A 23876-nucleotide genomic window follows, 5' to 3' on the forward strand; every position below is an offset into this window, starting at 1 on the left:
GAGCGACCGCAGACCGTACTAGCTTGACGGAGACCTCAACGATGGCAGGCGAAACCCAGATCACGCTCGTCGGCAACCTCACCGCCGACCCGGAGCTTCGCTTCACCCCCTCGGGTGCGGCGGTGGCCAACTTCACCGTCGCGTCGACGCCGCGCACCTTCGACCGGCAGACCGGCGAATGGCGGGACGGCGAGGCGATGTTCCTCAACTGCGCCGTCTGGCGGCAGGCGGCGGAGAACGTCGCCGAGTCGCTGCAGAAGGGCATGCGCGTGATCGTCCAGGGACGCCTGAAGTCGCGGACGTACGACACCCGCGAGGGTGAGCGCCGCACCGTCTTCGAGATCGACGTCGACGAGATCGGTCCCGCTTTGCGGTACGCCTCGGCCAAGGTGACCCGGAACCCTGCCGGTCAGGGTCGCCAGGGTGGCGGCGGCGGAGGCGGCGGCTACAGCAACAACAGCGGCGGTGGCGGCGGTTACGGCGGCAACTCGGGCGGCGACGACCCGTGGGCCACCGGTGCCCCGGCCTCGCCGCGCGGGGGCCAGCCGTCCGGCGGCAGCGACCCGTGGGCGTCGCCGCAGAGCGACGAACCCCCGTTCTGATCCATCTGACCAACCACAGGCACATTCCGGCCGGGGAGACAGGCCCTGGCCGGGCTCAGTAAAGGAGAGCACCACAATGGCCACATCACCGCCTGTTCAGCGCAAGCCGAAGAAGAAGTCGAACCCGCTGAAGGCCGGCCAGAACATCGACTACAAGGACGTCAACACCCTGCGCAAGTTCATCTCCGAGCGCGGCAAGATCCGCGCCCGGCGGGTGACCGGACTGAGTGTCCAGGAGCAGCGCAAGGTCGCGATCGCGATCAAGAACGCCCGCGAGGTGGCCCTGCTGCCGTACGCCTCGACGGCGCGCTGAGTCGAAGGAGTCTGACCAGATGAAGCTCATTCTGACTGCCGCCGTGGACAACCTCGGGGTTGCCGGCGACATCGTCGAGGTCAAGGACGGCTACGGCCGGAACTTCCTGATCCCGCGTCACTTCGCGATCCGTTGGACCAAGGGTGGCGAGAAGCAGATCGAGGGCATCAAGCGGAGCCGGGACGCCCGGGAGATCCGCGGCCTCGATCACGCCCAGGAGGTCCGGACCCAGCTCGAGGGCCTGACCGTCCAGCTCGAGCGGCGGGCCGGTGACACCGGCAAGCTGTTCGGCGCCATCACGGCCGCTGACGTCGTCGGCGCGATCAAGAAGTCCGGCGGACCGTCGGTGGACAAGCGGACCGTCGAGATCGGCAAGCCGATCAAGACCGTCGGCGCGCACACCGTCGGCGTGAAGCTGCACGACGCCGTCACCGCGCACCTGCCGGTCACGGTCGTCGCCGCCGGCTGAACCGAACCATCGCGGCGGCCCCGCACCCGGATCCGGGTGCGGGGCCGTTGTCGTCTCTCGGGGCGTACTGCTGGTCAGGGTTGCCGTGGCCGCCCGGCCAGGTCGCCGGCAGCGCGGCCGATGTCGCCGGTTCCGACTGACTCAGACTTCTGCGGCTGCAAGGAGTTCCCAGGCACGGTCGGCGAGCTCCGCCGGACCGCCGCCGCCGACCTCGAGTTCGATCACGGTCCAGTCGGTCCGGTTCAGCACCCGGCCGGTCAGCTCGGCCTCGACGCGAAGATGGTCGGCGGCGGAGTCCAGGTCGGTCACCCGGCCGGTGCCGGGCGCCGACCGCAGCTTGCCGACATACCAGTCCAGCCAGCCGGGACCTTCCCGTTCGACCGCACGGAGCAGGGTGGTCCGCGGGTCGTCGGTCAGCCGGACGATGATCACCCGGGTCGGCGGCGCGACCCGGCCGAGTTCGCCGACGATCGCCTCGATCGCCGGCTCGTCGTGTCCCCAGGCGAGCAGGGACGGGATGTAGGGCAGCAGAGCGTCGGTGATCAACAACTCGGTGCCGTCGCCCTCGGCCCGGCGCAGGTAGCGTTCGGTGGCGGTGATCAGCGTCTCCGGCCGTACGCTGCCGGCGCCACCGGCGAACTCCGTTGCCACGTCGGCGAACTCCGTCCGGCTCAGGATGTGCTCCTCGGCGAAATGATCAACCGAGCGGCCGGCCGCGGCGAACCGTTCGGCCAGCGCGCCGCAGAGAGTCGACTTTCCGCTGCCCGGGCTGCCGAGGACGGAGATCAGGGTGGTGCGCACGGGCTCAACCCTGCCACGGCGGGAAGGCCGGTCAGGATCGGTTCCTCGGCGATGTGCGATCGGCCGACGGCCTGCCCGCGGTGAGTCGTGAGGCCGCGCGCACTGCCGATCGGCGGCTTCGACCAGGCGCCGGCGCGCTGTCGGGTGAATTCCCGCCGGTCAGTCGCGGCGGAAGTTCACCCGAACCCTGCGCCGGGCCACTCGGTCGGCGTCAGTGCGGCCAGGACGGGTTGCGGCCGAGCAGCGCGACGATCTTGTCCAGCGAGGTCGCGTCGTCGGCGTACGGAACGGCCGGGCCGAACGGGGAGCCGGGCTCCGTGCGGGACGCATCGTCCGGAATCTGCTCGGACAGGTCGAGCACCGGCCGGAGGATCGCGTCGTCGAACTCGAGCGGCAGGTCCAGCGTGCGGGCCAGATCCCAGGCGTGCACGACCGAGTCGACGAGTTGCATCAGCACTGCCTGCGCGCCGGGGAACTCGCGCTCCCGCGTCAGCAGCGGCAGGGCGAACGAGCGGTCCAGCACGCCCGGCTCGGCGAACGCCTCGAGCAGCGTCTTGGTCGCGGCCGCGTAGTCCGCCACCGGGTCGGCCCGGTTCGGGTCGCCGGCCCAGGGCTCCGGGTCGTTGCCCCGGCCGCGGGCGGCGGCTGCGAAGCCGAGGTTCTCGGTGGTCAGGTGGTCCAGCAGCTGGCGCAGGCTCCAGCCGGCGCAGGGGGTCGGGGCGGACAGTTGCTCGGGTGTGGCCTGCTCGGCCAGCTCCACGGTCCGCCGGGCCGCCACCGCGTGCTGAGCGATCAAGGAATCAGTAGGCATGTGTAGATCATAGGCACACGCATATCATCTGTTCAAGGGTACCGTCGGATCATGGCGATGAGCGAGCGGCCCGACCTGGCGGCGATGCTGTTTCCGTTCGTCCGTGAGTTGATGGCGATGGAGCGGCCGATCCTGGAGGCGAACGGCCTCACCATGTGGGGCTACTCGATCCTGATCACCCTCGGCGCCGAGCCGGTGCGTACCCAGGCTGCGCTGGCCGAGATGATCGGCGCGGACAAGACCCGGATCATCGCGGACCTGGACACGCTGCAGGAAGCCGGCATGATCACCCGCGACGTCGATCCGGACGACCGTCGGGTCCGGCTGGTGGCGATCACGGCGAAGGGCCGGCGGGCCCGCGACCGTGCCCAGGCAGCGATCCAGCGGGAAGAGGAGCGCCTTCTCGCTCCGCTTCCCGCCGCCGATCGCCGTACCTTCCTCAGGGTGGCCCAGTCGTTGGCCGAGCTCACCCGTTCCGATCCCTGAGCCTGTCGAAGGGCAAGGCACGATCCCGCTCCGGCCCTTCGACAAGCTCAGTGCGCGTTCGATCCTGGCGGGGCGGACCGCCGGTGCAGGACGTACCCCCAGACGGCGAGCGACAGCATCGGTCCCCAGAACCAGAACGGGAAGATCACCGCGCTGATCAGGCCGTCGACGACGCCGACGGAGCCGAAGCTCCTGATCATCGGGACCGCCGAGACCATCAGGATGGCCGCGACGAACGACCCGGGACCGGCGGCCGCCCAGACCGGCACCGGACGGCCGGCGAAGAACGGGACCCAGCGCGGGAAGATCTCACCCCAGCGGGAGATCAGGCCGAGGGTGAGGATCAGGCCGGCCCAGCCGCCGGAGGACAGCAGCACGCCCCAGATCCGGATGTCGGGCGGCAGCCCCTCGCCGCCGCCGTACGGCCACGGAGTCAGCCAGGTCAGCCGGATCAGGCAGTACGGCAGCGGACCGAGCGCGGCCAGGATCGTGATCACCCGACGGTGCCGCAACACCCAGGCGGCCGGCCGGTCCAGCAGCCGGTTCCGTTGGGCGGTGCGGGCCGCGACGAGCAGCCACAGCAGGGTGGTCGCGGCGAGCGCGAAGATGATCGCCACGATGCCGAGCCGGTCGCGCAACCCGGCGATCCGGCCGGCCAGCACCAGCAGCGAGTCGGCCGGCACCAGCCCGGTGGCGAAGATCGCGACGATCCCCGCGACGGCCGCCAGCGCGAGCCAGCGGCCGATCGTGAACTTGCGGACCAGTTGGACGACCAGCAACACGCTGCCGGCCACCACGGCCAGGGCCATCAGATAGCCGGCCATCATGATCGCGGTCTCGTTGAGGATCCCGATGCCGATCAGCAGCGGCACCGCGACGCCGATCATGATCACCAGGACGGCGGGCAACGAGGCCGGTCCACGGACGAGCAGGACCGTGGCCGTCGCGACGGCGACCAGGCCGGCGCCGAGCAGGGCTCCTGCGGTCGCCGCGGGGCCGGCCAGCCCGTTGAGCAACGAGAGCGCGGCGTTGAACTGGCCGGTCGTGTTGGCCATCAGGTTGGTCGCGGGCACGGCGAGCCAGACCGCGGCGAGCACCGTGCAGAACAGTCCGGCCAGGCCGGCCAGCACGATCAGCGGGCGGTCCGTCCTGCGGTCGACCGGGCCCGGCTTCGGCCGGCCGCGTTGCTGCAGTTGGTTGATCATGGTGACCCCTTCGACTCGGCAGATCCACCCCACGACGGGGTTCTCCTCCGCTTCGCTCCCCCGAACCACGCCGCGGGGAACCCCGGATGAGTCGACCTTCTCGCCGGGCGCTGGGTCGCGGCATCACCCCCGCGGGTGAGCCGGCGGGGTGTCCGGGTGATCGCCGCGCCGGCGGTGGGGAGTCCGGGTCAGACGGTCGCGCCGGTGCGGAGCCAGGCGGTCCCGCGGGCCCGGAGCAGCAGCGTGATCACCCGGGCCGTCATGTAGCCGCCCCAGGCGATCCACAGCCAGACCAGGCCGGCCCGGTTGCTGCCGACCAGGTACGCCAGCGGCAGGTAGGCGGCCAGCGCGACCAGCCCGGCGAGGGCCAGGTAGCGTCCGTCGCCGGCGCCGATCAGGATCCCGTCCAGCACGTACGTGACGCCGGCGATCGGGGTGATGATCACGACGACGACCAGTACCGCGGTGATCAGCCGGACCACCTCCGGATCCGGCGTGAACAGCCCGACGTAGAGCGGCCGGGCCAGCAGCGCGATGATGCCGAACGCGACGCCGGAGACGACACCCCAGCCGATCATCCGGCGCATCGCCGCTCGACCCCGCTCGGTGTCGCCGGCGCCGAGGGCCGTGCCGATGATCGCCTGCGCGGCGATCGCGATCGAGTCGAGGGCGAACGCGAGCAGGGTCCACAGGGAGCCGACCACCTGGTGCGCGGCCAGTGCGGTCGCGCCACCGGTGGCCGCGACCATCACCGTGATCGTGTAGCCGGCCTGCAGCGCCGCGGTCCGGATGACCAGCCAGACCCCGGTCCGGGCCGCGGACAGGATGCCCTGGGGCCGGAACCGGAGTAGGGCCCCGTCCCGCCGGGCCGCCCGGACCACGAACACCGCGAGCACGACCGCAGCGCCGGTCTGGGCGATCAGCGTGCCGACCGCCGAGCCGGCGATGCCGAAGTCGAGCCCGTACACGAAGAGGACGTTGAGCCCGATGTTCGCCAGATTCGTCGCGATCACGACGAAGAGCGGCGTCCTGGTGTCGTGCAGCCCGCGCAGTACGCCGGTGCTGGCCAACACGAGCAGTACCGACGGCAGCCCGAGGGCGGCGATCCGGAGATAGCTGGTGGCCGCGGCGGTGACCTCCGGGTCGGCGCGGTAGATCCCGAGCACGGCCGGCATCGCCAACTGCAGGGCGACGCAGAGCAGGACGCCGAGCAGGACCGCGAGCACCATCCCGTCCAGGCCGCCGGTCATCGCCCCGGCCCGATCACCGGCCCCGAGTCGCCGGGCGACGGTGCCGGTGGTGCCGTAGGCGAGGAAGACGGCCAACCCGACGAGGAAGGCGAGCACGTTCGCCGCGAGCCCGAGCCCGGCCAGCTGGGTGGTGCCGAGGTGGCCGACGATCGCGGAGTCGGCGAGCAGCAGCAGCGGCTCGGAGAGCAGTGTGGCGAAGGCCGGCACGGCCAGCGCGAAGATCTCCCGATCCTGCTTGGAGAGGAGACGTCCGAGGAGGCCACGGGAGCCGGCCCCGGGCGTGTGAGGCATCGCCAGTATTGTCCCAGGCGGCGTCCGCGCCGACGGCCATGGGTCCGTCAACGGCGCCTGACCAGGGAACACGCCAGCAGAATCAACCGGGAGTCAGGGCTCGCGGCTGTCACCATGGGTGCTGGTGGTCCCCTGCCTGCGCGCCCCCAAGTCCGTCCGGCCTCTTCCCTATCTGCCGGCGGAATGCCGCTGCGCGGCAGGGGACCCACTCACGTCGTCGGCAACCCGCAGCAGTTGTCCACAGGGTTACCCCCAGCTGTGGAGAATCACACCGGTGTGATTCGTCGGCGTCAGCGCCAGAGGGTGGCGATGACGAAGGCGCCGGCCAGGCCGCCCATGCCGATCAGGATGTTCCAGTTGCCCAGCTCGGACATCACGGGGATGTTCTGGCCGGCCACGTAATAGACGATCAGCCAGGCGACACCGAGCAACCCGACCGTGATGAAGGTTGGCGGGACCCAACGCCGACTGCTCGGCGGCTTGACCCGCCTGGTCGGTGTCGGCTTCGGCTCCGTCGACTTCTTGGGCTTCTTCTTCTCGACGGATTTCCGGGTTTTGGACTCGGGCACGCATACTCCTCGCTCGTTGCTGCCCAGGGTAGTCAGTGACCCCGGACCGGCGCCATTCTCCGGCCCTCGCCCGAGGGCACTACTGTCGGAGCATGGCGTCGCGACATCCGGTCGGAGAGCTGCTGAACCGGGTCAACCGGGTGCTCGGACGCGCCCGTGACCGGCAGCAGATCACCGGCCCGAAGCGGCTGCTGGGACGCACCGCGACGACCGTGCTGTGCCTCCTGGCCGGTCTGATGATCGTGGTCGGCGGGCTCAGCGCCCGCGGCACCGATCTCCGGCCCGACCGGAACACCGACCTGGTCGGACTGGTCCGGTCGGAGGCCTGGAACAGCGAGGAGCTCCGCCGCCGGGCCGACGAGCTGCGCCAGGAGGTCGACAAGCTGGCCGAGCAGGGGACCGGCGTCGATCCGAGCCGGATCGCCGAGCTGGAACGGCAGTCCGACATCGCGGGACTCCGGGGCGTCGCCGGACCGGCCGTCTCGGTCACCCTCGACGATGCGCCCGAGACCGTGGCCGCCGACGGCATCGACGCCGACCTGCTCGTGGTGCACCAGCAGGACATCCAGGCGATCGTCAACATCCTCTGGCAGTCCGGTGCCGAGGCGATGACGATCCAGGGCCAGCGGGTGATCTCGACGACGGGCATCAAATGCGTCGGCAACACGGTGGTGCTGCACGGCATCCCGTACGCGCCGCCGTACGAGATCAAGGCGATCGGCGACCGCCGGCAACTCGAGGACGGCCTGGCCAATTCCGAGTTCGTCAACGTCTTCCAGCGCTACGTCGACGCGTACGGCCTCGTCTACCGGACGGGCTTCGACGCCAACGCGAAGTTCCCGGCCTACCCCGGTTCCGAACTCCGTTACGCGCGCTCGCTCGGTGGTGACAACCGGAGCCCGGGAACCCGGTGATCCCGCCGTGGGCAGCAGTCCGGCTCACGGGGCACAATGGTGCGGTGCCCGTGAAGATCCTCGTCGTCGACAACTACGACTCCTTCGTCTACAACCTCGTGCAGTACCTCGCTCAGATCGGGGCCGAGGTCGAGGTCTGGCGTAACGACGACCGTCGCTTCGACGACCCCGACTTCGCGGCCGAGTTCGACGGCATCCTGCTGTCGCCCGGCCCGGGCGTCCCCGAGCAGGCCGGCGTGTGCGTCCGGCTGGTCACCGAGTACGGCGGGCGGGTGCCGATCTTCGGCGTCTGCCTCGGGCTGCAGGCGATCGGCGTCGCGTACGGCGGCGTCGTCGACCGGGCTCCGGAACTCCTGCACGGCAAGACCTCGAGCGTGCTGCACGAGGGCGCCGGCGTGCTGGCCGGGTTGCCGTCACCGTTCACCGCGACGCGCTACCACTCGCTGGCGATCATGCCGGAGACGCTGCCGGACGTCCTCGAGGTGACCGCCCGGACCGACGAGAACGTGATCATGGCCGTGCGCCATCGCGAACTGCCGGTCGAGGCCGTGCAGTTCCACCCGGAGTCGGTGCTCACAGAGGGCGGCTATCAGCTGCTGGCCAACTGGCTCGCGGTCTGCGGCGACACCCAGGCGCCCGCGCGCGCCGTCGGCCTCGCTCCGCTGATGTCGGCGCACTCCTGAATCACCCGCCGGGCTCAGAGCGGGTCCGGCAACCTCCTTTCCGGGTGGGCCGGCCGGACCATGAAGGTCTCGTCGGGCTCGGCGAAGCCGTACGAACGGTAGAGCTCGTGCGCGTCCTTGGTGGCGAGCGTCCAGCGGAACCGGGCGCCCGGACCGTGATCCACCATGGTCGAGACGAGCCGGCGGCCGAGTCCTTGGCCGCGGTGGTCGGGCAGCACGAAGACGTCGGCGAGGTAGGCGTCCGAGACTCCGTCGGAGACGGCGCGGGCGAACGCCACCAGGGCTCCGGTGTGGCTGACGTACCCTCCGACGACGCGCCAGGCGGTGGCGAGCTGCCGGTCGAAGTCGGCCCGGGACCGCCAGCGTCCCCAGTACGCATCGGTGGAGAGAAAGGCCCAGATCGCGTCGGCGTCGAGCCGCGCCGGGTCGTCATCGAACTCATAGGTCACTCCCGAATCCTTGCAGGACGTGTTCCTGACAGAAAGTGATCCGGCCGCACCCGGGAATATCGAACACAGTAGCGAATCTTCGGCTATGCTGCAACCATGGCTGGACAACAGGCGCTCGCACCCGAGCCACGCGACTGGGCACCGGAGCCGATCCAGGGCTCCCTGTTCGACCAGGGGACCATCGGGCTGACTCCGCTGCTCGGACTGATCACCCGTGAGGACATGGGCCGCGGGGCCTGGGTCGACGTGCTGCCGGGCTGGCTGAGCGGTGCCGACCTGCTCTACCGGAGCCTTGTCACCGACGTCCCGTGGTACGCGGAGCGTCGCCAGATGTATGAGCGGGTGGTCGACGTGCCCCGGCTGCTCTGCTTCTACGACGAGCACGACCAACTGCCGCATCCGGTGCTCGAGGAGGCGCGGGATGCGCTGTCGGCGCACTACGCGGCAGAGTTGGGCGAGCCGTTCCGGACCGCGGGCCTCTGTCTCTACCGGGACGGCCGGGACTCGGTGGCCTGGCACGGCGACACCATCGGCCGGGGCCGGAACGAGGACACCATGGTGGCGATTCTCTCGGTCGGCTCGGCCCGGTCCCTGCTGCTCCGGCCCCGCGGCGGCGGCGTGACGATCCGGAAGAGCCTGGCACCCGGCGACCTGATCGTGATGGGCGGCAGCTGCCAGCGGACCTGGGAGCACGCGATCCCGAAGACCGCCCGCCCGGTCGGTCCCCGGATCAGCATCCAGTTCCGGCCCCGCGGCGTTCGGTGAACGCCGCGGACCGGGAGTTCAGCGGCTGACGGTCAGCCGCCGTGCCGCCAACCGAACCAGCCGAAGAAGCCGTTGGCGTTGCCGTTCCCGTTCGCGTTGCCGCCGCCGTTGGCGTTGCCCTCGCCGTCGTCGTCGGAATCGGCGTCACCGCCTCCCGGCGGTGACTGCGAGTTGCTCGGCGGCCCGAACGAGCCGGACGGCGGCTGGCTGCTGGACGGCGGCGGTGACGAGGAGGTCGGATCGGGATCCGGCTCGGGCGCCACGGCGCGGTAGGCGGTGATCTTGGAGCCGCGCTTGAGCATCGTGCCCTCTTCGGGATCCTGCGCGACCACGGTGTCCGGCGTCGCGTCGGGGTCCTCGCGGGTCTTCCAGACGATCTCGAAGCCGCGGTCCTCGGCGTCCCGTTCCGCCTTCTCGACGGTGCTGCCGATCAGGCCTGGCACCTCGGACTTCCCGGTGGCGACGGTCAGCGTCACCTTGCTGCCGGCCGGCTGGGTCGAGCCCTCCTTCGGGTCGATCTCCAGCACGTCGCCCTCGTTGTCGTCCAGGTCCTCCTCGGTGGCGTCCACCACCTCGACCTCGAAGTCGAGGTCCTTGAGCTCCTTGGTCACGTCGTCGACGTTCTTGCCGAGCAGGTCGTCCGGGATCTGCACCTGCTTCGGGCCGACGTTGATGTTGAGCTTGACCACCGAGCCCTCGGGGACCTCGCCGTCCTGCGGATCCTGCTTGACCACGGTGCCGACGCTGCCGTCGTCCTTGCCGTTGACGCTGCGCGCATCGACCTTGAGGCCGGCGTTGGTCAGCTGGCTCTCCGCCGCCTCCTTGTTGTAGCCGATCACCCGCGGCACCTTGACCATCACGACCGACGGGGTCGGCGAGAACGAAGGCGTCGGCGAGGGGCCTGTCTGCTGCCCGAAACCGCCGAACTGGTAGATGGCGAAGGCGGCGCCGGCGACCAGCAGCACGGCCAGGCCGACGATGAAGACGATCAGGCCGGCCCGGTTCTTCGGCCGGTCATCCTCGTCGTCCCAATCGTCCTCGGGATCCGGTTCGGGATCCGGCTGGTGGGCCGGCACGACCGGCACCGGCGGCACCACCCGGGTCGCGTTGTCGTCCGCGCTCGGCACCGGCGGCACCACGGCGGTCGCCTGCTGCCCGGACAGCACCCGGGCGATGTCACGCCACATCTCGCGGGCCGACTGATAGCGGTCGTCCGGGCTCTTGGCCAGCGCCTTCAGCGTGATCGCGTCGATGTCCGGTGTGATCACCGGGTCCAGCTCGCTCGGCGCCATCGGCATCTCGCGGACGTGCTGGTACGCGACGCTGACCGGCGACTCGCCGACGAACGGCGGCCGGCCGACCAGCAGCTCGAACAGTAGGCAGCCGGCGGAGTAGATGTCGCTCCGGGCGTCCACGGTCTCGCCGCGGGCCTGCTCCGGCGACAGGTACTGCGCGGTCCCGATCACGGCCGCGGTCTGGGTCATCGTGGCGGACGTGTCGGCGACCGCGCGGGCGATGCCGAAGTCCATCACCTTGACCTGGCCGGTCCGGGTCAGCATCACGTTGGCCGGCTTGATGTCGCGGTGGACGATCCCGGCCTTGTGGCTGTAGCTCAGCGCGTCCAGCACACCCTGGGTCAGCTCCAGCGCGCGCTCGGGCAGGATCTTGCGCCCGTCCCGCAGCACGTCGCGCAGAGTCTGGCCCTCGACCAGCTCCATCACGATGTACGGCACCGAGACGCCGGTGTGCGGGTCCGGCTCCTCGCCGGTGTCGTACACGGCGACGATCGTGGGATGGTTCAGACCGGCTGCCGACTGCGCCTCCCGCCGGAACCTGGCCTGGAACGTGGGATCGGTGGCCAGATCCGCCCGCAGTTGCTTCACCGCCACCGGTCGGCCGAGCCGGGTGTCGACGGCACGCCAGACCTCGGCCATGCCGCCACGCCCCAGCAGACCCTCCATCTGGTAGCGCCCGCCGACCATCCCTTGGTCGCCTGTCATCGCAATCCTTTCTCGACCCCGTGCCATTCTGGCCAACCGGGGGCCGGAGCGCTATTCAGCGCCGTCACCCTGGACGTGGTCATTCGAGAGCCGCCTTCATCACGTCTCTCGCGATCGGAGCGGCCAGCCGGCCGCCACTGATGTCGTTCCGTTCGATGTCCGCGTCCTCGATCATCACCGCGACGGCGACCTGCTTGCCGTCCACCTCGGCGAACGAAGTGAACCAGGCGAAGGGTTTCCGCTTCGGGTCAGACTGTGCGGTGCCGGTCTTGCCGCCGACCGTGAAGCCGTCGATCGCGGCCCGGCCGCCGGTGCCGTCGGTGACGACGCCGACCATCATCTGCTTCAGCAGCCGTGCGTTCTCCGGGCTCATCGCCGCGCCGACCTCGGTCGGCTTGTGCGTGCTGATCGGCTGCAGGTCCGGACCGCGCACCGTGTTGACCAGGTACGGGTCCATCAGCACGCCGTCGTTCGCGATCGCGGCGGTGACCATCGCCATCTGCAGCGGGCTGGCCGCGACGTCGAACTGGCCGATCGAGCTGAGCGCCAGCTCGGCCCCGTTCAGGTCGTCCGGGAACTGGCTCGCCGCAGCCCCGAGATCGGACAGGTGGCGCTGGTTGAAACCGAACTTCTGCGCCTGCGCCCGCAGCTTGTCCTGTCCGAGCTGCAGGCCCAGGTTCATGAAAGCCGTGTTGCAGGAGACGTTCAGTGCCTGGCTGATGGTGATCTGGGTACCGCCGCAGTTGGTGTCGTTGCCGACGTCCCGCCCGGTGCCGGGCAGCCGCAGCTTGTCCGGTGAGGCCACCTTGCTGTCCGGCTTCAGTCCCGCCTCCAGCGCGGCGGCCGCGGTGACCAGCTTGAACGTCGAGCCGGGCGGATAGATCTCCCGGGCCGCCCGGTTGGACAGCGGCCGCTGCTTGTCCGCGTTCAGTTCCCGGTACGCCTTGTCGGCCTTGCTGATGTCGTGGCTGGCGATCTCGTTGGGGTCGAACGTCGGGCTGGTGACCAGGCCCAGCACGGCGCCGGTCTTCGGATCCAGCGCGACGACGGCACCCTTCTGGCCCTCCAGCGCCTCGGCGGCCGCCCGCTGCACCTCGGGCAGGATCGTCGTCTCGATGCTGGCGCCCTGCGGCGTACGGTTCGTGATCATGTCGATCAGCCGCCGGACGAACAGCGAGTCGTCGGTGCCGGCCAGCTCGGTGTTGTAGCTGTTCTCCAGCCCGGTCCGGGCGTGATCGTAGGAGTAGTAGCCGGTCAGTGCCGCGTACAGCTCGCCGTCCGGATAGTTGCGCAGATACTTGAACCGGTCCTTGATCTCGGTCGTCTCGGCCAGCACCGTCTTGTTCTCGTCGCCGGCCACGATCGCGCCGCGGTCCTGGGCGAACTCGGCATCCCGGGCGCGCCGGTTCAGCGGGTTGGCATTGAGCTCCTGGGTGCGGAACATCGCCGCATAGGACCCGTTCGCCAGCAACAGGGCGAACATGATCATGGTCACGATCGCGACCCGGCGGATCGGCTTGTTCATCGGGCACCTCCGCCCGGACCGGCCGGGACCAGCGGCAGCAGCTGGGTCGTCTCGTCGTCCGAGCCGCGCTCGGCGATGGTCGGCACCGGCTTGCGTACCTGGTGCGAAATGATCATCAGCAGACCCAGCACGATCCAGTTGCAGATCATCGAGGATCCGCCCTGGGACATGAACGGCGTGGTCAGGCCGGTCAGCGGGACCAGCCGGGTGACGCCGCCGATGATCGTGAACACCTGCAGCGCGAACGCGAACGAGAGGCCGGCCGCAAGCAGCTTGCCGAACGGCTCCCGGCACTGCAGCGCGGTCCGCAGGCCTCGGGCGACGATCAGCCCGTAGATCATGATCACCGCCATCAGCCCGGTCAGGCCGAGCTCCTCGCCGACCGCGGCGGCGATGAAGTCGCTCCGGGCCAGCGGGACCAGGCCCGGCCGGCCCAGCCCGAGCCCGGTGCCGAGCAGGCCGCCCCAGGCCATCCCGAACTGGGCCACGATCACCTGGTAGTTCTGGTCATAGTTGGAGAACGGGTCCAGCCAGGAGCTGACCCTGATCTTGACGTGGTTGAAGTTGAGGTACCCGAGCCAGGCGCCACCGGCGAACAGGATGGTGCCGAGCACCGGCCAGCCGGCCCGCTCCGTGGAGACGTACAGCATCATCACGAACAGGCCGAAGAACAGCAGCGAGGTGCCCAGGTCGCGCTGGAAGACCAAGATCGCCAGGCTGACCAGCCACATCAGCAGGATCGGACCAAGATCACGAAGTCGCGGCAGGTCCAGCCCGATCACCCGCCAGCCGGCCAGCGCCAGCACGTCCCGCTTCTCCACCAGATAGGACGCGAACGCCAACGACAGCAGGATCTTGGCCGCCTCGGCCGGCTGGAAGGAATAGGGTCCGATGCCGATCCAGATCTGCGCCCCGTACACCTCGCGGCCGAGGCCCGGCACCAGCGGCAGCAGCAACAGGACCAGACCGACCAGGAACAGCGTGTACGTGAAGCCCTGCAGCGGACGGTGATCACGGATGATCACCGCGCACAGGATGAACAGGACCAGCCCGATCGCGGTCCAGATCAACTGGGTCCGGGCACCGAAGATCGGCGGGTCGTTGGCCAGGTCGATCCGGTGGATCACCGCCAGCCCGAGCCCGTTCAGCACGACGCCGCAGGGCAGGATCACCGGGTCCGCGTACGGCAGCCGCCAGCGCACCACGACGTGGGCGGCCAGGGCGAGCACGGTCAGCACGCCGGCGTGGACGGCGAAGAAGTCGTCCAGCCGTCCGTTCAGGTTGTAGTCGACCATCGCATAGCCGCCGATGCCGATCCCCAGCGCGAGGATGATCAGCAGCAACTCGACGCCGCGCCGCTTCCGCGGGACGACGGTTTGGGCCGGTGCCGCCGCACTCATCGGTATCGGGGCCGGGTCAGCATGGCTGCCCCGGGCCGGCATTCGGAGAGGCCGTCCCGCTCGGCTTCGGCGGACACGTGGACGACGACGGGGATGCCGACGACTTGGCCGACGGCGTCGGGCTCGGCGAAGTTCCGTTCGGCGGCGTGGACGGCGGCTTCGGGTCCTCCGTCTTGCCCTGGCCGGCGGCCTCGGTCAACCGGGCCACGGTCTGCCGGGCCGCGGTCAGATCGGCCACCTCGATGTTGGACCGGACCTGGTCCTGGTACGCCGACGGCAGCGCCGACAGGGTCAGCGGCTGCACCTCGTAGACGGTGGAGAGGGAGAAGCCGGGCACCGGGTCCGGCAGGCCCTGGAAGATCGCCACCTGATCATCGGCGGCGCCGACGAAGAACTGGGTCCGGGTCCAGGCGTAGCCGGCCGCGACCGCGCCGGCCAGCAGCACCACCAGCGCGACGACCCCGATCAGCGGGCGGAGCAGCCGGCGGCGGCTCGGCGCCTGCGGTTCGTAGCGGGCCTCGTCGTCGCCGTCCTCCGGCTCGACGGCGTCCTCCGACATCGGGTCGACAAGATCGTCTTCGTCGCCGAAGTCGCGCTCGGCCCGGTCCGGCCGCGGCGGCACCGCCGGGATCTCCCGCTCCGAGGCGGCGCCCAAGATCATCACCCGGTCGTCCGGCTCGCTGTCGACGACGTCGGCGACCACCACCGTGATGTTGTCGATGCCGCCCTCGGTGAGGGCCGCCTCGACCATCCGCTCCATGCTGGTGTGCAGATCCGGCTCGGCCAGCGCCGTCGCGAGTTGATCATCCTCGACCAGACCGCACAGACCGTCGCTGCAGAGCAGCAGTCGATCACCGAGCCGCAACTCGACCGTGGTCAGGTCGGGGTCCGCGGCCGGCTGCCCGTTCAGCACCTTGACCAGCAGGGAACGGTGCGGATGGACCGCGGCCTCCTCCTCGCTGATCTTGCCCTCGTCGACCAGCGACTGCACCCAGCTGTGATCATGGGTGAGCCGTTCCAGTGAGCCGTCGCGGAACAGGTAGGCACGGCTGTCCCCGATGTGGGCCAGGGCCAACGCGTGGCCGTCGAACAGCCCGCCGGTGACCGTGGTGCCCATGCCCTCCAGCGAGAAGTCGGCCGCGATGAAGTCGGAGATCCGTTCGTTGGCGGCCCGGATCGCGTCGGCGAGGACGGTCAGTTCCCGCTCCGGCTGGACCTCGGCGTCGACGTGCCGTACCGAATCCACGGCGATCGCCGAAGCAAGATCACCGGCGGCGGCCCCGCCCATCCCGTCCGCGACCAGCAGCAGCCGCGGGCTGACGTACCCGGAATCCTGGTTGTTCTTCCGGATCAGGCCGATCTCGGAATGGGCGACGTAACGCAGCCCGTACGGACCCGACGACTCCGGCGCCGGCTGCCCGGCCAGGTCCGGCAGCACGATCGTCTCGGTCGGCAGGTCCGACTCGACGACGTCCTCGTCCGGCTCCACCGGATCGGTGGCATCGACCGGTTCGGTGGGCTCGGAGGCCGACTTGGCCCGGCGGGCGGACGCGGTCGTCTCCGGGTCCGTGGGCTTGCGCGTCATTGCGGCGATCACGGCTCCAGTTTCATGGCGGTCTTGCCGATCCGGATCCCGTCGGCCAGGGTCACCGTCGTCGGCGCGGTGATCCGCTGGCCGTTGACGTATGTCCCGTTGGTCGAGCCGAGGTCCTCGATGTAATAGCCGTCGGTGGTGGCCACCACCCGGGCGTGCCGGGTCGACACGTAGTCGTCGTCCAAGATCAACTGGCAGTCGGCGCCGCGCCCGATCATGACGACGCCGTCGGACAGGCTGGCCTGCTGGCCGGCCTGTGCGCCCGCGCTGATCGCCAACACTCGGGGGGATCCCTTCGCCTTCTTGCGCTTCTTCGGCGGCGCGGGCTGGTCGAGTTCCTGCCGCCGCCCACCGTCCGGATTCGGCACCGGTCGGCCGAACAGATCGCTGCGGATGACGGACACCGCCGAGAGAATGAAGAGCCACAGTAGCGCCAGGAACAGCACCTTGAGAATGGTGACAGCGATCTCAGACATCGCCGTCCTCAGCGCCCGGCAGGTGCATGCACCAGCATCCGGGTCTGTCCGATCTCGATCCGAGATCCGTCGCCCAGGTGGGCCTGCCGGACCCGGCGGCCGTCGACGACGATGCCGTTGGTCGAGCCGAGGTCGACGATCTCCACCCGGATCGTGGAGCCGTGATGGACGACCCGGATCTCGGCGTGCCGGCGCGAGATGCCCGGATCGTTGATCCGCAGGTCCGCCTCGCTGCCCCGGCCGATGATCAGCCCCGGCGGCTGCAGCGGATGGCGCATCCCGTTCACCTCGAGCACCAACTGGGCCCGATTGATCGCGGTGATGCTGGCCGGCGAGTCACCGCCCGCCCCGGACACCGCCTGGGACGCCACGGTGAACCGGCCGACCGGCAGCGACTCGTTGAGCTCGAGGTGGATCCGGATCGGGCCGTTGAACTGGTAGCCCATGTCGCGGGCGTGCGACTTCAGCTCGGTGGACAGTTCGGCCGAGAGCGTCTTGCTGTACGGCGCCAGCTTGTCGTGGTCGTGCTGGGACAGCCCGACCACGAACTCGTTCGGGACCAGACGCTTGTCCCGCGACAACAGCTTCGCCTCCGAGTCGAGCTCCCGGAGCAGCCGGGCCGCGATCTCGACGGGCTGGACATCCCCCTTGAAGGCGCGCGCGAACACGCCGTTCACCGCGCCCTCGACCTTCTTCTCGAAGCGCTGGAAGATTCCCACCCGTCCTCCTTTCGGTCTCACCGGCGACCCCTCATGCCGCCCTGGACGACCGCCGCGTCCGGCTGTGAGCGACCCAGCCTGTGGCGCACCCGGTCCGGATGCAAGGTCGATGGTATCCGTCGTCCAACGGTGGGCGGATCACCTCCACGCCGTACGTAGCGTCCGCCCACGGTCGTGCCCGTCAACCGATGCGGAGTTCCCGGGACATCCGTGCTAGCCTTGCTCGGCGTTCGCATCTCACGAGATGTGGAACTGCGCGAGTGGCGGAACGGCAGACGCGCTGGCTTCAGGTGCCAGTGTCCGCAAGGACGTGGGGGTTCAAATCCCCCCTCGCGCACGCAGGCGGTCGACTGTGGTCGGCCGCCTTTTTGGCATCCTCCCGGGGGCCTGCGTGCCTTTCTTTGCGGGGGCCGAGCCCCCGCAGGCCCCGCGGCGGTGGTGGAGATTCGTTGGCGGGTTGCGTTGGTGTGGGTTCCGGATCGGCTTGGTGCGGGGGGCTCCTACCCGTTGTTGCGGAACCAGTCGGCGGCTAGGGCGGCTACCTCGGTGGGGGCGTCGTCCGTGATGAAGTGGGCGGCGTCGTCGACGTAGGCGAACTCGAAACGGTCGGCGTGGCGCTCGGGGTTGCGGCAGATTCGGGTCATCAGTTCCTCGGTCCAGGGGCGGTCGCGGCGGCCGAAGACGGCGAGGGTGGGGACCGTGAGGCGGCGGTGGCGGTAGACGCCGCGGCTCAGGCGGAGCGACTCGGGCAGGATCATGCCGCGGGTGAGCGGCCGGACGGCCTGGTCGATCTCGGGGCGTTGCAGCGGGGCCAGGTGGGCCTCGAGGGTGGCCTCGGACAGAGGGTGGGCGACGTAGGCGGCGGAGAAGGTTCCGCGCAACGAGGTGCCGGGGCGGTGCCAGATGAAGTGGGGCAGGTGCCGGAAGCCCGGGATGATCTTCGGGCTGAACCGCATGAAGAACGGCGGTACGGAGAGCTGCACGGCGGCCCGGACCCGCCCGGGATGCTCGTACGCCAGCTGCAGGGCGGTGATCGTGCCCATGTCGTGGGACAGGACGTGGGCACGTTCGATCCCGAGCGTGTCGAAGAGGGCGAGCAGGTCGTGCAGGCGGGTCTCGCGCTCGATCCGCGGGGTCTCGGCCACGGTCCAGCCGGCTCCGCGCAGGTCCGGGCAGAGCGCGCGATAGCCGGCCTCGGCGAGGGCCGGGGCGACCGTGCGCCATTGCCACCAGTGCTGGGGGAAGCCGTGCAACAGCACGACGGGGTCACCTTCGCCGACGGCGGCGACGTGGGTTCGGAGACCAGGGGTCTCGACGGTGAAGTGATCGAAGCCTGTGGCCGCCGGCAACGGCGGCGACCAGGTTGAGGTCGGGGTGGACATCGCGACTCCTTTGACGCGGAATACTATGTTCATAGTAGAACCCTCCGAAGGGAGTTTTGTCGATGCCGGCGGCGACTCGGGATCGTGCGCTCGAGGCGGCCGTGGAGTTGCTCGGCAGCGAGGGCGTACGGGCGCTGACCCATGCCCGGGTCGACGAGCGCGCGGGTCTGCCGCCCGGATCGACCTCGAACTGGTTCCGGACCCGGCGGGCCCTGCTCCGCGGTGTCGTCGATGGGATCGCCGAGCTGGAGCGGGCCGACTTCGATCCCGCGGTGATGGCGACGATCTCGGACGTCGACGCGTTGATTGAAGGCCTGTGCGCCATGACGGAGGTGCAGTCCGGGCCGTTCGCCGCGCGGACCCGGGCCCGTTACGCCCTCTTCCTGGAACTCTCCGACGACCCCGAGCTCGGCGGACCGCTGCGGCGGCAGCGCCTCGAGTTCGAGCGCTGGACCGAGGCGATCGTGACCGCGGTCGGGCTACCGGACCCGGGCCCGGCGAGCCGGGCCCTGATGGCGCTCTGCGACGGGCTGCTGCTGCACCGGCTGACCGTCGACCCCGGCCTGGACCTGCGCCCGGTCATCGACCGCGCGGTCCGCGCCCTCGCCGCGGGTTAGCCGGCCCGGGCCAGGAGGTCGGCGAGGCCGGCGCGGGGGAGGGCGATCGGGCGGGCTTCGAGGAGTTCGGCCGGCAGCTCCGCGGCGGTACGGTCTCGGGCGGCCTCGCGCTCCAGCGGCGAGCCGGCCCGCCGGGCCGCCTTGACCAGGCCGTCCCGCCAGGCGTTCTCGAGGGAGCGGTGGGCGCCGTCCAGGATCGCGCGGCGGAACGTGTCGGCGGGGGACAGCCCCGCCGGGTCGACCCGGACCGCCTCGACGATCGCGAGCCGCGGGCCGGGCGTGCTGCGGCGGAACCGGAGCTCCCATTTCGCGCCGACCAGCGCGCGCAGGGCCTGCTGGCCGGCCTGGTCGGCCAGGTCCGGATGATGGTTCGGTACGGCGACGGCGACCCGCGGACCGGACAGGGCGAGCAGGATCCGGGCCAGCCAGGGGCCGGGATCGGCGGTGGCGTCCACGGCCACCGCGGCCGACCGGGCATCCCGGATCGCACCGGGGCCGGCGAGCACCTCGGCCAGGTCGACGGCCGGCACGGGACCGGACGGGGAGCGGCGTCGTTCCGGTACCACCAGGGCGGCCACCGGCAGCGGGTCCGGGCCGGCGGCCGCGGCGAGCAGCTCGGCGGTCTCGACGCCGGAGCCGGCCGATTCGACGGAGTTCTCGCCGTGCGTGTAGATCGCCAGCGGGGTCCGGTCGGCCCGGTCCAGGGCCGCCCAACTGCCGCGGGTGGGTCGCAGTTGATAGAGGTCCGCGGCGCTGCCCACCGCCTGGGCGCCGTGATAGCGGTTGAAGTGCGGCAGGATCGCCTCGTACGCCAGCGCCAGCGAGGTGAGTTCGCGCTGCACGGCCAGGCCGAGGGCAGGCTGATGGCTGCCGAACCCGTACGCCAGCAGCAGCCGGCCGAGCCTCCGGTCGCGCAGCCCGGCCAGTCCGCGGAGCAGGAACAGCCGCACCCCGTCCGGCGTGTAGGGCGGGTCGGTGAAGATCAGGTCCGCCGTCTCGTGCAGGTCGGTCGGCAGTCCGAATCGGAGATCGGCCCAGCGGCAGGCGATCGGCCCTGGCTGCTCGGCCAGGAAGGCGAGCAGGCGCTCGTCGAGGTCGACCACCACCGGGCGTGCGGCCGGTGCCACCAGGGTCAGCCCGACCGAGGTCAGGTCATGATCACCGACGAACAGCACGGTCGCGCCGGCCAGGTCGAAGGTCCGGTCCAGCCACCGGGCCCGCCGCAGTACGGTCTCCGCGGTCGCCGGCACGTGGTCGAAGGAGCGGACCGGAGCCGGTGCGGCGTCGATGATCGCCTGCATTCTGGTGATCATGTCGGCCGGCGGTCGATCCTGATCATCGGGCAGCAGTCCGGCCAGGCCGAACCGGTCGCGATAGAGCGGAGCCTGCCTCGGATCGAGGCCCAGTCGATCATGATCACGACCGAGGTCGTCGGCGAGCCGGTCCAGCAGTTCCTCGACCACCCGCCGGGGCAGTGCGGTCTCCATGATCAACTCGGCCAGCGTGACGCCGCCCCGGTCCAGCAGGGCCAGTGCGACCCGGTGCGGCCGGGCGTACGGGCCGAGTTCGGTGATCAGCTCCGCCACGTCGGACAGCGCGGTCACGGTGTCTCACCCGGGATGGCGGCATAGGCCTCGCTCAGCCGGCCCAGCACCGGATGATCATGATCGAACACGTCCTCGTCGATCGCGGCGATCGGCCGGACCCCGAACCCGCTGTTGGTCGCAAACGCCGCCGCGAAGCCGCCGAGGTCGGTCGTTTCGACCGGTCGGCTCACCGAACCGGGGGCGGTCCCTTTGAGCAGCAGTTGCGTCACGCCGGGCAGGACCTCCGCCACCGGCCAGACGACCTCATGATCACGGACGAAGCCGATGTTCCAGGTCGGCCCCTCGGTGATCATGGTCCCGTCGATCAGCAGGGCGTCGTCGGCGCCGGCCCGGCGCGCCTCCCGCCGGGCCCAGAGGGTGCCGAACAACCCGACGTGCTTCACCTCGGGAAGTTCGCGCCGGACCGACACCGTGCGCAGCCGAAGCGGCGGCAGGGCCGCGGTGCCGGCCGGCCGGGTCGTGATCAGGACCGCCGGCTCGCCGTCCGGGTGCAGCAGGTCCGCCGCCGGGTCGAACACGGTGACCCGGACCATCCGGGACCCCGGCTCCGTGACGACCGGCCGCAGCCAGTCCCGCACCCGCGCCACCGGCAGCTCGGCGCCGAACAGGCGGCGGCAGTCCCGGGCCAGCCGGTCACAGTGCTCGGTGAGACCCCGGATCCGCCCGTTCTCCGCCAGCATCGACGTGAAATGGCCGTAGTTGATCAAGGCCAGGGTCGCCAGCTGGTCCTGGGTCGCCGGCTCCCCGTTCAGCACTGCCATGGGCCAACCCTCTCACCAGCACCCGGGCCAGGAACGCCGGCCGGGTCAGTGCGGTGGGCGGGTCGAGCAGCGCCATCACCCGGACGAACTGGCGGGCCACGGCGGGGTCGGCGGTCGCAACGCGTTGGATCCGCCGCGTCAGTGCCCCCGTGATCCGGCTGGCGGCGGTCTGGCGCTCCCGATGTTCGGGCAGAGCGAGATCGCTGCCGACCGCGATCGCCCAGGGCGCCTCGGTGACGGCCGCAGCGGCCCGGAAGTAGCGCTGCGGCAGCGTTTCCAGGTCGCCGTCGAGTTCCTCGGCCAGCCCGGCGGCCTGCAGTGCGGCCACGGTCAGGCCCTGGGCGTAGACCGGGTTGAGCGCGCAGAGGGCGTCGCCGATCGCGATCACGCCACCGGGCAGCCGGGCAGCACGGTCGTAGCGGAGCCGGCGGACCGCGGGAATCCGGTAGCCGCGCACGCTCCCCTCCGAACGTCCGGCCAGCAGCGCCCCGGCCAGCCCGACCGGCGCGACCCTTCGGATCACGGCATGCAACCCGGCCTCGTCACGCGGCGCCCGATGCCCGCCGGTGGCGACCGTGGTGACCAGGTGCCGGCCGCCCTCGACGGCCAACAGCGCGAGCCCGTACGGACACGCGGCGGTCGGCGCGATCAGGGCGCCCCGGACGCCGCCCGGCAGCTCGGCCGGAAGCCGGGTCACCAGGCTGGCGTACCGGATCTCGACCGGCAGCCGGTCCGTCGGCACCGCGGTCCGCCACTCGGCCGCCAGCCAACGATCGAGCCGGGAGCCGCGGCCGGTCGCGTCGACGACCAGGTCGGCCGGGACCGCCTCCGCCGCGCTGCCCGGGTGCCGCCGGACGGTCCGCACCCCGGCGCACTGGGCCCCGATCCCGGCCGGCAGCAGCCCCACCACGTCCCGGCCGGTGATCAACTCCACGCCGGGCGCGGCCAGCACCCGTTCCCGCAGCCGGTCGTCCAGCAGGGACCGGCTGACCTGGAGGGTGGTCGCGCCGATCGAGGCGGCACACAGCCGGTGCCCGCCCAGCACGAGCAACAGGTCGGAACCCGGATCCGCGGTGACCGCCCCCTCGGCGACCAGCTCGGCCGACAGCCCGGGAACGAGCCGGTCCAGCTCCAGCAACCCGCGGCAGAGCAGGGTGTGGGCGTGCGGTGCCTGCGCCACCTCGCGGTGCGGGCCGGCGGCGTGCGGGTCCCGGTCGATCAGCGTCACGCGCCCGTACCGCTGCGACAGCACCCGGGCCGCCAGCAGACCGGCGAACCCGGCGCCCAGGATGACGGCATGTCCGTCCATGGCGAACCTCCCTCGGTGAGGTTCGACGATCCGCGGCGGCGCTGGTCAGCCGCCAGGCCGGGCCCTGTCCATCCGCTGCCCGATCACTGCCCAGGGCCGGCGAGGGGCGGCGTCCGGGTGGCCGTGCGACCCAGCCGCGTCACCGTGCGGGCGAAGCGGACGGCGTCCCGGACGGCGGCGCCGCCCGGATCGTTGTTGAAGTAGGTGAACACGTCCGCCTCGTCCGGCCAGGTGTCGGCCAGCCGCCGGGCCCAGTTGCGCAAGGCCTGATCGCCGTAGCTCGGCCACGGCTGGGCGGCGCCCTGGTGCAACCGCAGGTAGCCCCAGCCGGCGGTACGCCACAACGGCGCCCGCGGCCGGCCCCGGACATCGGCCCAGCACAACGCCGCCCCGCGCTCGGTCAGGATGGCCCGGACCTCCGGCGTCCACCAGGACTCGTGCCGCGGTTCCACCGCCACCCGGACCTCGGCGGGGAACAGCCTCAGACAGCGGTCCAGCCGCTCCGGGTCGGCGCGCAGCGTGGGCGGCAACTGGAGCAGCACCGGCCCCAGCCGGTCGCCCAGGCCGGCCGCGACGTCGAGGAACCGGCGAACCGGCTCCTCGGGCTCGGCCAGCCGCTTGATGTGGGTCAGGTAGCGGCTGGTCTTGACCGCCATGACGAAGCCGTCCGGGGTCCGGGACCGCCAGGACTCGAACGTCTCGCGGGTCGGCAGCCGGTAGAACGCGCTGTTGTTCTCGACCGTGGCGAAGGCGCCGACGTAGTGCTCGAGCCACAGTCGCTGGGGCAGCCCGGCCGGGTAGAACCGGTCGCGCCACGACGCGTACTGCCATCCGGAGGTGCCGATGTGGACCGGCATTCCTCCATTCAACTACACCGG

At 71.0% G+C, this 23876-nt stretch carries 25 protein-coding genes and 1 tRNA gene; 9 read left to right on the forward strand and 17 right to left on the reverse strand.

Going from position 1 to position 23876, the window contains the following annotated elements:
* Positions 1-41: 41 nt before the first annotated feature.
* The 3 genes from AC6CCG_RS10205 (at position 42) to rplI (ending at position 1384) form a co-directional block, all read left to right on the forward strand.
* The gene (locus AC6CCG_RS10205) at positions 42-602 is read left to right on the forward strand and encodes a single-stranded DNA-binding protein (protein WP_496654431.1); all 561 of its coding nucleotides are present in this window, start codon (positions 42-44) and stop codon (positions 600-602) included.
* 76 nt (positions 603-678) lie between these two features.
* The gene (gene rpsR, locus AC6CCG_RS10210; RefSeq protein ID WP_179752559.1) at positions 679-915 is read left to right on the forward strand and encodes a 30S ribosomal protein S18; all 237 of its coding nucleotides are present in this window, start codon (positions 679-681) and stop codon (positions 913-915) included.
* A 19-nt stretch (positions 916-934) separates the two neighbouring features.
* Positions 935-1384: a 50S ribosomal protein L9 gene (gene rplI / locus AC6CCG_RS10215; protein ID WP_496654432.1), complete on the forward strand. Its 450-nt coding sequence runs from the start codon at positions 935-937 to the stop codon at positions 1382-1384.
* Positions 1385-1525: 141 nt separating this feature from the next.
* Here rplI and AC6CCG_RS10220 read toward each other — a convergent pair whose 3' ends face one another.
* Positions 1526-2185 carry a hypothetical protein gene (locus AC6CCG_RS10220; protein WP_496654433.1) on the reverse strand — a complete coding sequence of 220 codons (660 nt, stop codon included), beginning with the start codon at positions 2183-2185 and terminating at the stop codon, positions 1526-1528.
* A 211-nt stretch (positions 2186-2396) separates the two neighbouring features.
* Complete coding sequence (locus AC6CCG_RS10225) at positions 2397-2996, reverse strand: TIGR03086 family metal-binding protein (protein ID WP_496654434.1); 600 nt, start codon at positions 2994-2996, stop codon at positions 2397-2399.
* Positions 2997-3047: 51 nt separating this feature from the next.
* On the opposite strand from AC6CCG_RS10225, the gene AC6CCG_RS10230 reads away from it, so the two are divergent.
* Positions 3048-3482: a MarR family winged helix-turn-helix transcriptional regulator gene (locus AC6CCG_RS10230; protein WP_496654435.1), complete on the forward strand. Its 435-nt coding sequence runs from the start codon at positions 3048-3050 to the stop codon at positions 3480-3482.
* A 47-nt stretch (positions 3483-3529) separates the two neighbouring features.
* Here AC6CCG_RS10230 and AC6CCG_RS10235 read toward each other — a convergent pair whose 3' ends face one another.
* The 3 genes from AC6CCG_RS10235 to AC6CCG_RS10245 form a co-directional block, all read right to left on the reverse strand.
* Positions 3530-4687 carry a hypothetical protein gene (locus tag AC6CCG_RS10235; protein WP_496654436.1) on the reverse strand — a complete coding sequence of 386 codons (1158 nt, stop codon included), beginning with the start codon at positions 4685-4687 and terminating at the stop codon, positions 3530-3532.
* Between the two features lie 188 nt (positions 4688-4875).
* On the reverse strand, positions 4876-6228 hold the full coding sequence (locus AC6CCG_RS10240) for an MATE family efflux transporter (protein ID WP_496654437.1): 1353 nt from the start codon (positions 6226-6228) through the stop codon (positions 4876-4878).
* 290 nt (positions 6229-6518) lie between these two features.
* On the reverse strand, positions 6519-6797 hold the full coding sequence (locus AC6CCG_RS10245; protein WP_496654438.1) for a cell division protein CrgA: 279 nt from the start codon (positions 6795-6797) through the stop codon (positions 6519-6521).
* A 92-nt stretch (positions 6798-6889) separates the two neighbouring features.
* On the opposite strand from AC6CCG_RS10245, the gene AC6CCG_RS10250 reads away from it, so the two are divergent.
* Positions 6890-7711 (forward strand): DUF881 domain-containing protein, encoded by an 822-nt coding sequence (locus AC6CCG_RS10250; RefSeq protein ID WP_496654439.1) that lies wholly within the window; start codon positions 6890-6892, stop codon positions 7709-7711.
* A 44-nt stretch (positions 7712-7755) separates the two neighbouring features.
* Complete coding sequence (locus AC6CCG_RS10255) at positions 7756-8394, forward strand: aminodeoxychorismate/anthranilate synthase component II (protein WP_496654440.1); 639 nt, start codon at positions 7756-7758, stop codon at positions 8392-8394.
* Positions 8395-8408: 14 nt separating this feature from the next.
* Here AC6CCG_RS10255 and AC6CCG_RS10260 read toward each other — a convergent pair whose 3' ends face one another.
* On the reverse strand, positions 8409-8843 hold the full coding sequence (locus tag AC6CCG_RS10260) for a GNAT family N-acetyltransferase (RefSeq protein WP_496654441.1): 435 nt from the start codon (positions 8841-8843) through the stop codon (positions 8409-8411).
* Positions 8844-8939: 96 nt separating this feature from the next.
* On the opposite strand from AC6CCG_RS10260, the gene AC6CCG_RS10265 reads away from it, so the two are divergent.
* Positions 8940-9608 carry an alpha-ketoglutarate-dependent dioxygenase AlkB gene (locus tag AC6CCG_RS10265; RefSeq protein WP_496654442.1) on the forward strand — a complete coding sequence of 223 codons (669 nt, stop codon included), beginning with the start codon at positions 8940-8942 and terminating at the stop codon, positions 9606-9608.
* Between the two features lie 32 nt (positions 9609-9640).
* Here the strand turns inward: AC6CCG_RS10265 and pknB are convergent, their stop codons facing one another.
* The 6 genes from pknB to AC6CCG_RS10295 form a co-directional block, all read right to left on the reverse strand.
* Complete coding sequence (gene pknB / locus AC6CCG_RS10270; protein ID WP_496654443.1) at positions 9641-11608, reverse strand: Stk1 family PASTA domain-containing Ser/Thr kinase; 1968 nt, start codon at positions 11606-11608, stop codon at positions 9641-9643.
* Positions 11609-11687: 79 nt separating this feature from the next.
* Positions 11688-13133, reverse strand: coding sequence for a peptidoglycan D,D-transpeptidase FtsI family protein (locus AC6CCG_RS10275; RefSeq protein WP_496654444.1), 1446 nt, complete (start codon positions 13131-13133; stop codon positions 11688-11690).
* Positions 13130-14533: an FtsW/RodA/SpoVE family cell cycle protein gene (locus tag AC6CCG_RS10280; protein WP_496654445.1), complete on the reverse strand. Its 1404-nt coding sequence runs from the start codon at positions 14531-14533 to the stop codon at positions 13130-13132. Before AC6CCG_RS10280 ends, AC6CCG_RS10275 begins: the two co-directional genes overlap by 4 nt.
* 16 nt (positions 14534-14549) lie before the next feature.
* Complete coding sequence (locus AC6CCG_RS10285) at positions 14550-16118, reverse strand: PP2C family protein-serine/threonine phosphatase (protein ID WP_496654446.1); 1569 nt, start codon at positions 16116-16118, stop codon at positions 14550-14552.
* 8 nt (positions 16119-16126) lie between these two features.
* A complete protein-coding gene (locus tag AC6CCG_RS10290) occupies positions 16127-16603 on the reverse strand; it encodes an FHA domain-containing protein FhaB/FipA (RefSeq protein WP_179752519.1) in 477 nt (158 codons plus the stop codon).
* Positions 16604-16611: 8 nt separating this feature from the next.
* A complete protein-coding gene (locus AC6CCG_RS10295) occupies positions 16612-17322 on the reverse strand; it encodes an FHA domain-containing protein (RefSeq protein ID WP_496654447.1) in 711 nt (236 codons plus the stop codon).
* Positions 17323-17576: 254 nt separating this feature from the next.
* Here AC6CCG_RS10295 and AC6CCG_RS10300 point away from each other — a divergent pair.
* Positions 17577-17659 (forward strand) — tRNA-Leu (locus AC6CCG_RS10300).
* A gap of 163 nt (positions 17660-17822) precedes the next feature.
* Here the strand turns inward: AC6CCG_RS10300 and AC6CCG_RS10305 are convergent.
* The gene (locus AC6CCG_RS10305; protein WP_496654448.1) at positions 17823-18704 is read right to left on the reverse strand and encodes an alpha/beta fold hydrolase; all 882 of its coding nucleotides are present in this window, start codon (positions 18702-18704) and stop codon (positions 17823-17825) included.
* A gap of 62 nt (positions 18705-18766) precedes the next feature.
* Here AC6CCG_RS10305 and AC6CCG_RS10310 point away from each other — a divergent pair, with 62 nt between their 5' ends.
* Complete coding sequence (locus tag AC6CCG_RS10310) at positions 18767-19321, forward strand: TetR/AcrR family transcriptional regulator (protein ID WP_496654449.1); 555 nt, start codon at positions 18767-18769, stop codon at positions 19319-19321.
* Here AC6CCG_RS10310 and AC6CCG_RS10315 read toward each other — a convergent pair.
* The 4 genes from AC6CCG_RS10315 to AC6CCG_RS10330 all read right to left on the reverse strand — a co-directional run bounded on the left by AC6CCG_RS10315 (position 19318) and on the right by AC6CCG_RS10330 (position 23855).
* On the reverse strand, positions 19318-20925 hold the full coding sequence (locus AC6CCG_RS10315) for a bis-aminopropyl spermidine synthase family protein (protein ID WP_496654450.1): 1608 nt from the start codon (positions 20923-20925) through the stop codon (positions 19318-19320). The genes AC6CCG_RS10310 and AC6CCG_RS10315 overlap by 4 nt on opposite strands.
* The gene (locus AC6CCG_RS10320; RefSeq protein ID WP_496655386.1) at positions 20922-21680 is read right to left on the reverse strand and encodes an aminotransferase class IV; all 759 of its coding nucleotides are present in this window, start codon (positions 21678-21680) and stop codon (positions 20922-20924) included. Before AC6CCG_RS10320 ends, AC6CCG_RS10315 begins: the two co-directional genes overlap by 4 nt.
* The gene (locus AC6CCG_RS10325) at positions 21562-22998 is read right to left on the reverse strand and encodes an NAD(P)/FAD-dependent oxidoreductase (RefSeq protein ID WP_496654451.1); all 1437 of its coding nucleotides are present in this window, start codon (positions 22996-22998) and stop codon (positions 21562-21564) included. Before AC6CCG_RS10325 ends, AC6CCG_RS10320 begins: the two co-directional genes overlap by 119 nt.
* Positions 22999-23081: 83 nt before the next feature.
* Positions 23082-23855 (reverse strand): DUF72 domain-containing protein, encoded by a 774-nt coding sequence (locus tag AC6CCG_RS10330; RefSeq protein WP_496654452.1) that lies wholly within the window; start codon positions 23853-23855, stop codon positions 23082-23084.
* Positions 23856-23876: the final 21 nt, after the last annotated feature.

Source organism: Microlunatus sp. YIM B11417, from assembly GCF_059617205.1.

Coding starts and splice junctions, on each gene's coding strand:
- AC6CCG_RS10205 (WP_496654431.1), top strand. CDS start 42: ATGGCAGGCGAAACCCAGATCACGCTCGTCGGCAACCTCACCGCCGAC.
- rpsR (WP_179752559.1), top strand. CDS start 679: ATGGCCACATCACCGCCTGTTCAGCGCAAGCCGAAGAAGAAGTCGAAC.
- rplI (WP_496654432.1), top strand. CDS start 935: ATGAAGCTCATTCTGACTGCCGCCGTGGACAACCTCGGGGTTGCCGGC.
- AC6CCG_RS10225 (WP_496654434.1), bottom strand. CDS start 2,996: ATGCCTACTGATTCCTTGATCGCTCAGCACGCGGTGGCGGCCCGGCGG.
- AC6CCG_RS10230 (WP_496654435.1), top strand. CDS start 3,048: ATGGCGATGAGCGAGCGGCCCGACCTGGCGGCGATGCTGTTTCCGTTC.
- AC6CCG_RS10235 (WP_496654436.1), bottom strand. CDS start 4,687: ATGATCAACCAACTGCAGCAACGCGGCCGGCCGAAGCCGGGCCCGGTC.
- AC6CCG_RS10240 (WP_496654437.1), bottom strand. CDS start 6,228: ATGCCTCACACGCCCGGGGCCGGCTCCCGTGGCCTCCTCGGACGTCTC.
- AC6CCG_RS10250 (WP_496654439.1), top strand. CDS start 6,890: ATGGCGTCGCGACATCCGGTCGGAGAGCTGCTGAACCGGGTCAACCGG.
- AC6CCG_RS10265 (WP_496654442.1), top strand. CDS start 8,940: ATGGCTGGACAACAGGCGCTCGCACCCGAGCCACGCGACTGGGCACCG.
- pknB (WP_496654443.1), bottom strand. CDS start 11,608: ATGACAGGCGACCAAGGGATGGTCGGCGGGCGCTACCAGATGGAGGGT.
- AC6CCG_RS10275 (WP_496654444.1), bottom strand. CDS start 13,133: ATGAACAAGCCGATCCGCCGGGTCGCGATCGTGACCATGATCATGTTC.
- AC6CCG_RS10280 (WP_496654445.1), bottom strand. CDS start 14,533: ATGAGTGCGGCGGCACCGGCCCAAACCGTCGTCCCGCGGAAGCGGCGC.
- AC6CCG_RS10285 (WP_496654446.1), bottom strand. CDS start 16,118: ATGACGCGCAAGCCCACGGACCCGGAGACGACCGCGTCCGCCCGCCGG.
- AC6CCG_RS10290 (WP_179752519.1), bottom strand. CDS start 16,603: ATGTCTGAGATCGCTGTCACCATTCTCAAGGTGCTGTTCCTGGCGCTA.
- AC6CCG_RS10305 (WP_496654448.1), bottom strand. CDS start 18,704: ATGTCCACCCCGACCTCAACCTGGTCGCCGCCGTTGCCGGCGGCCACA.
- AC6CCG_RS10310 (WP_496654449.1), top strand. CDS start 18,767: ATGCCGGCGGCGACTCGGGATCGTGCGCTCGAGGCGGCCGTGGAGTTG.
- AC6CCG_RS10325 (WP_496654451.1), bottom strand. CDS start 22,998: ATGGACGGACATGCCGTCATCCTGGGCGCCGGGTTCGCCGGTCTGCTG.
- AC6CCG_RS10330 (WP_496654452.1), bottom strand. CDS start 23,855: ATGCCGGTCCACATCGGCACCTCCGGATGGCAGTACGCGTCGTGGCGC.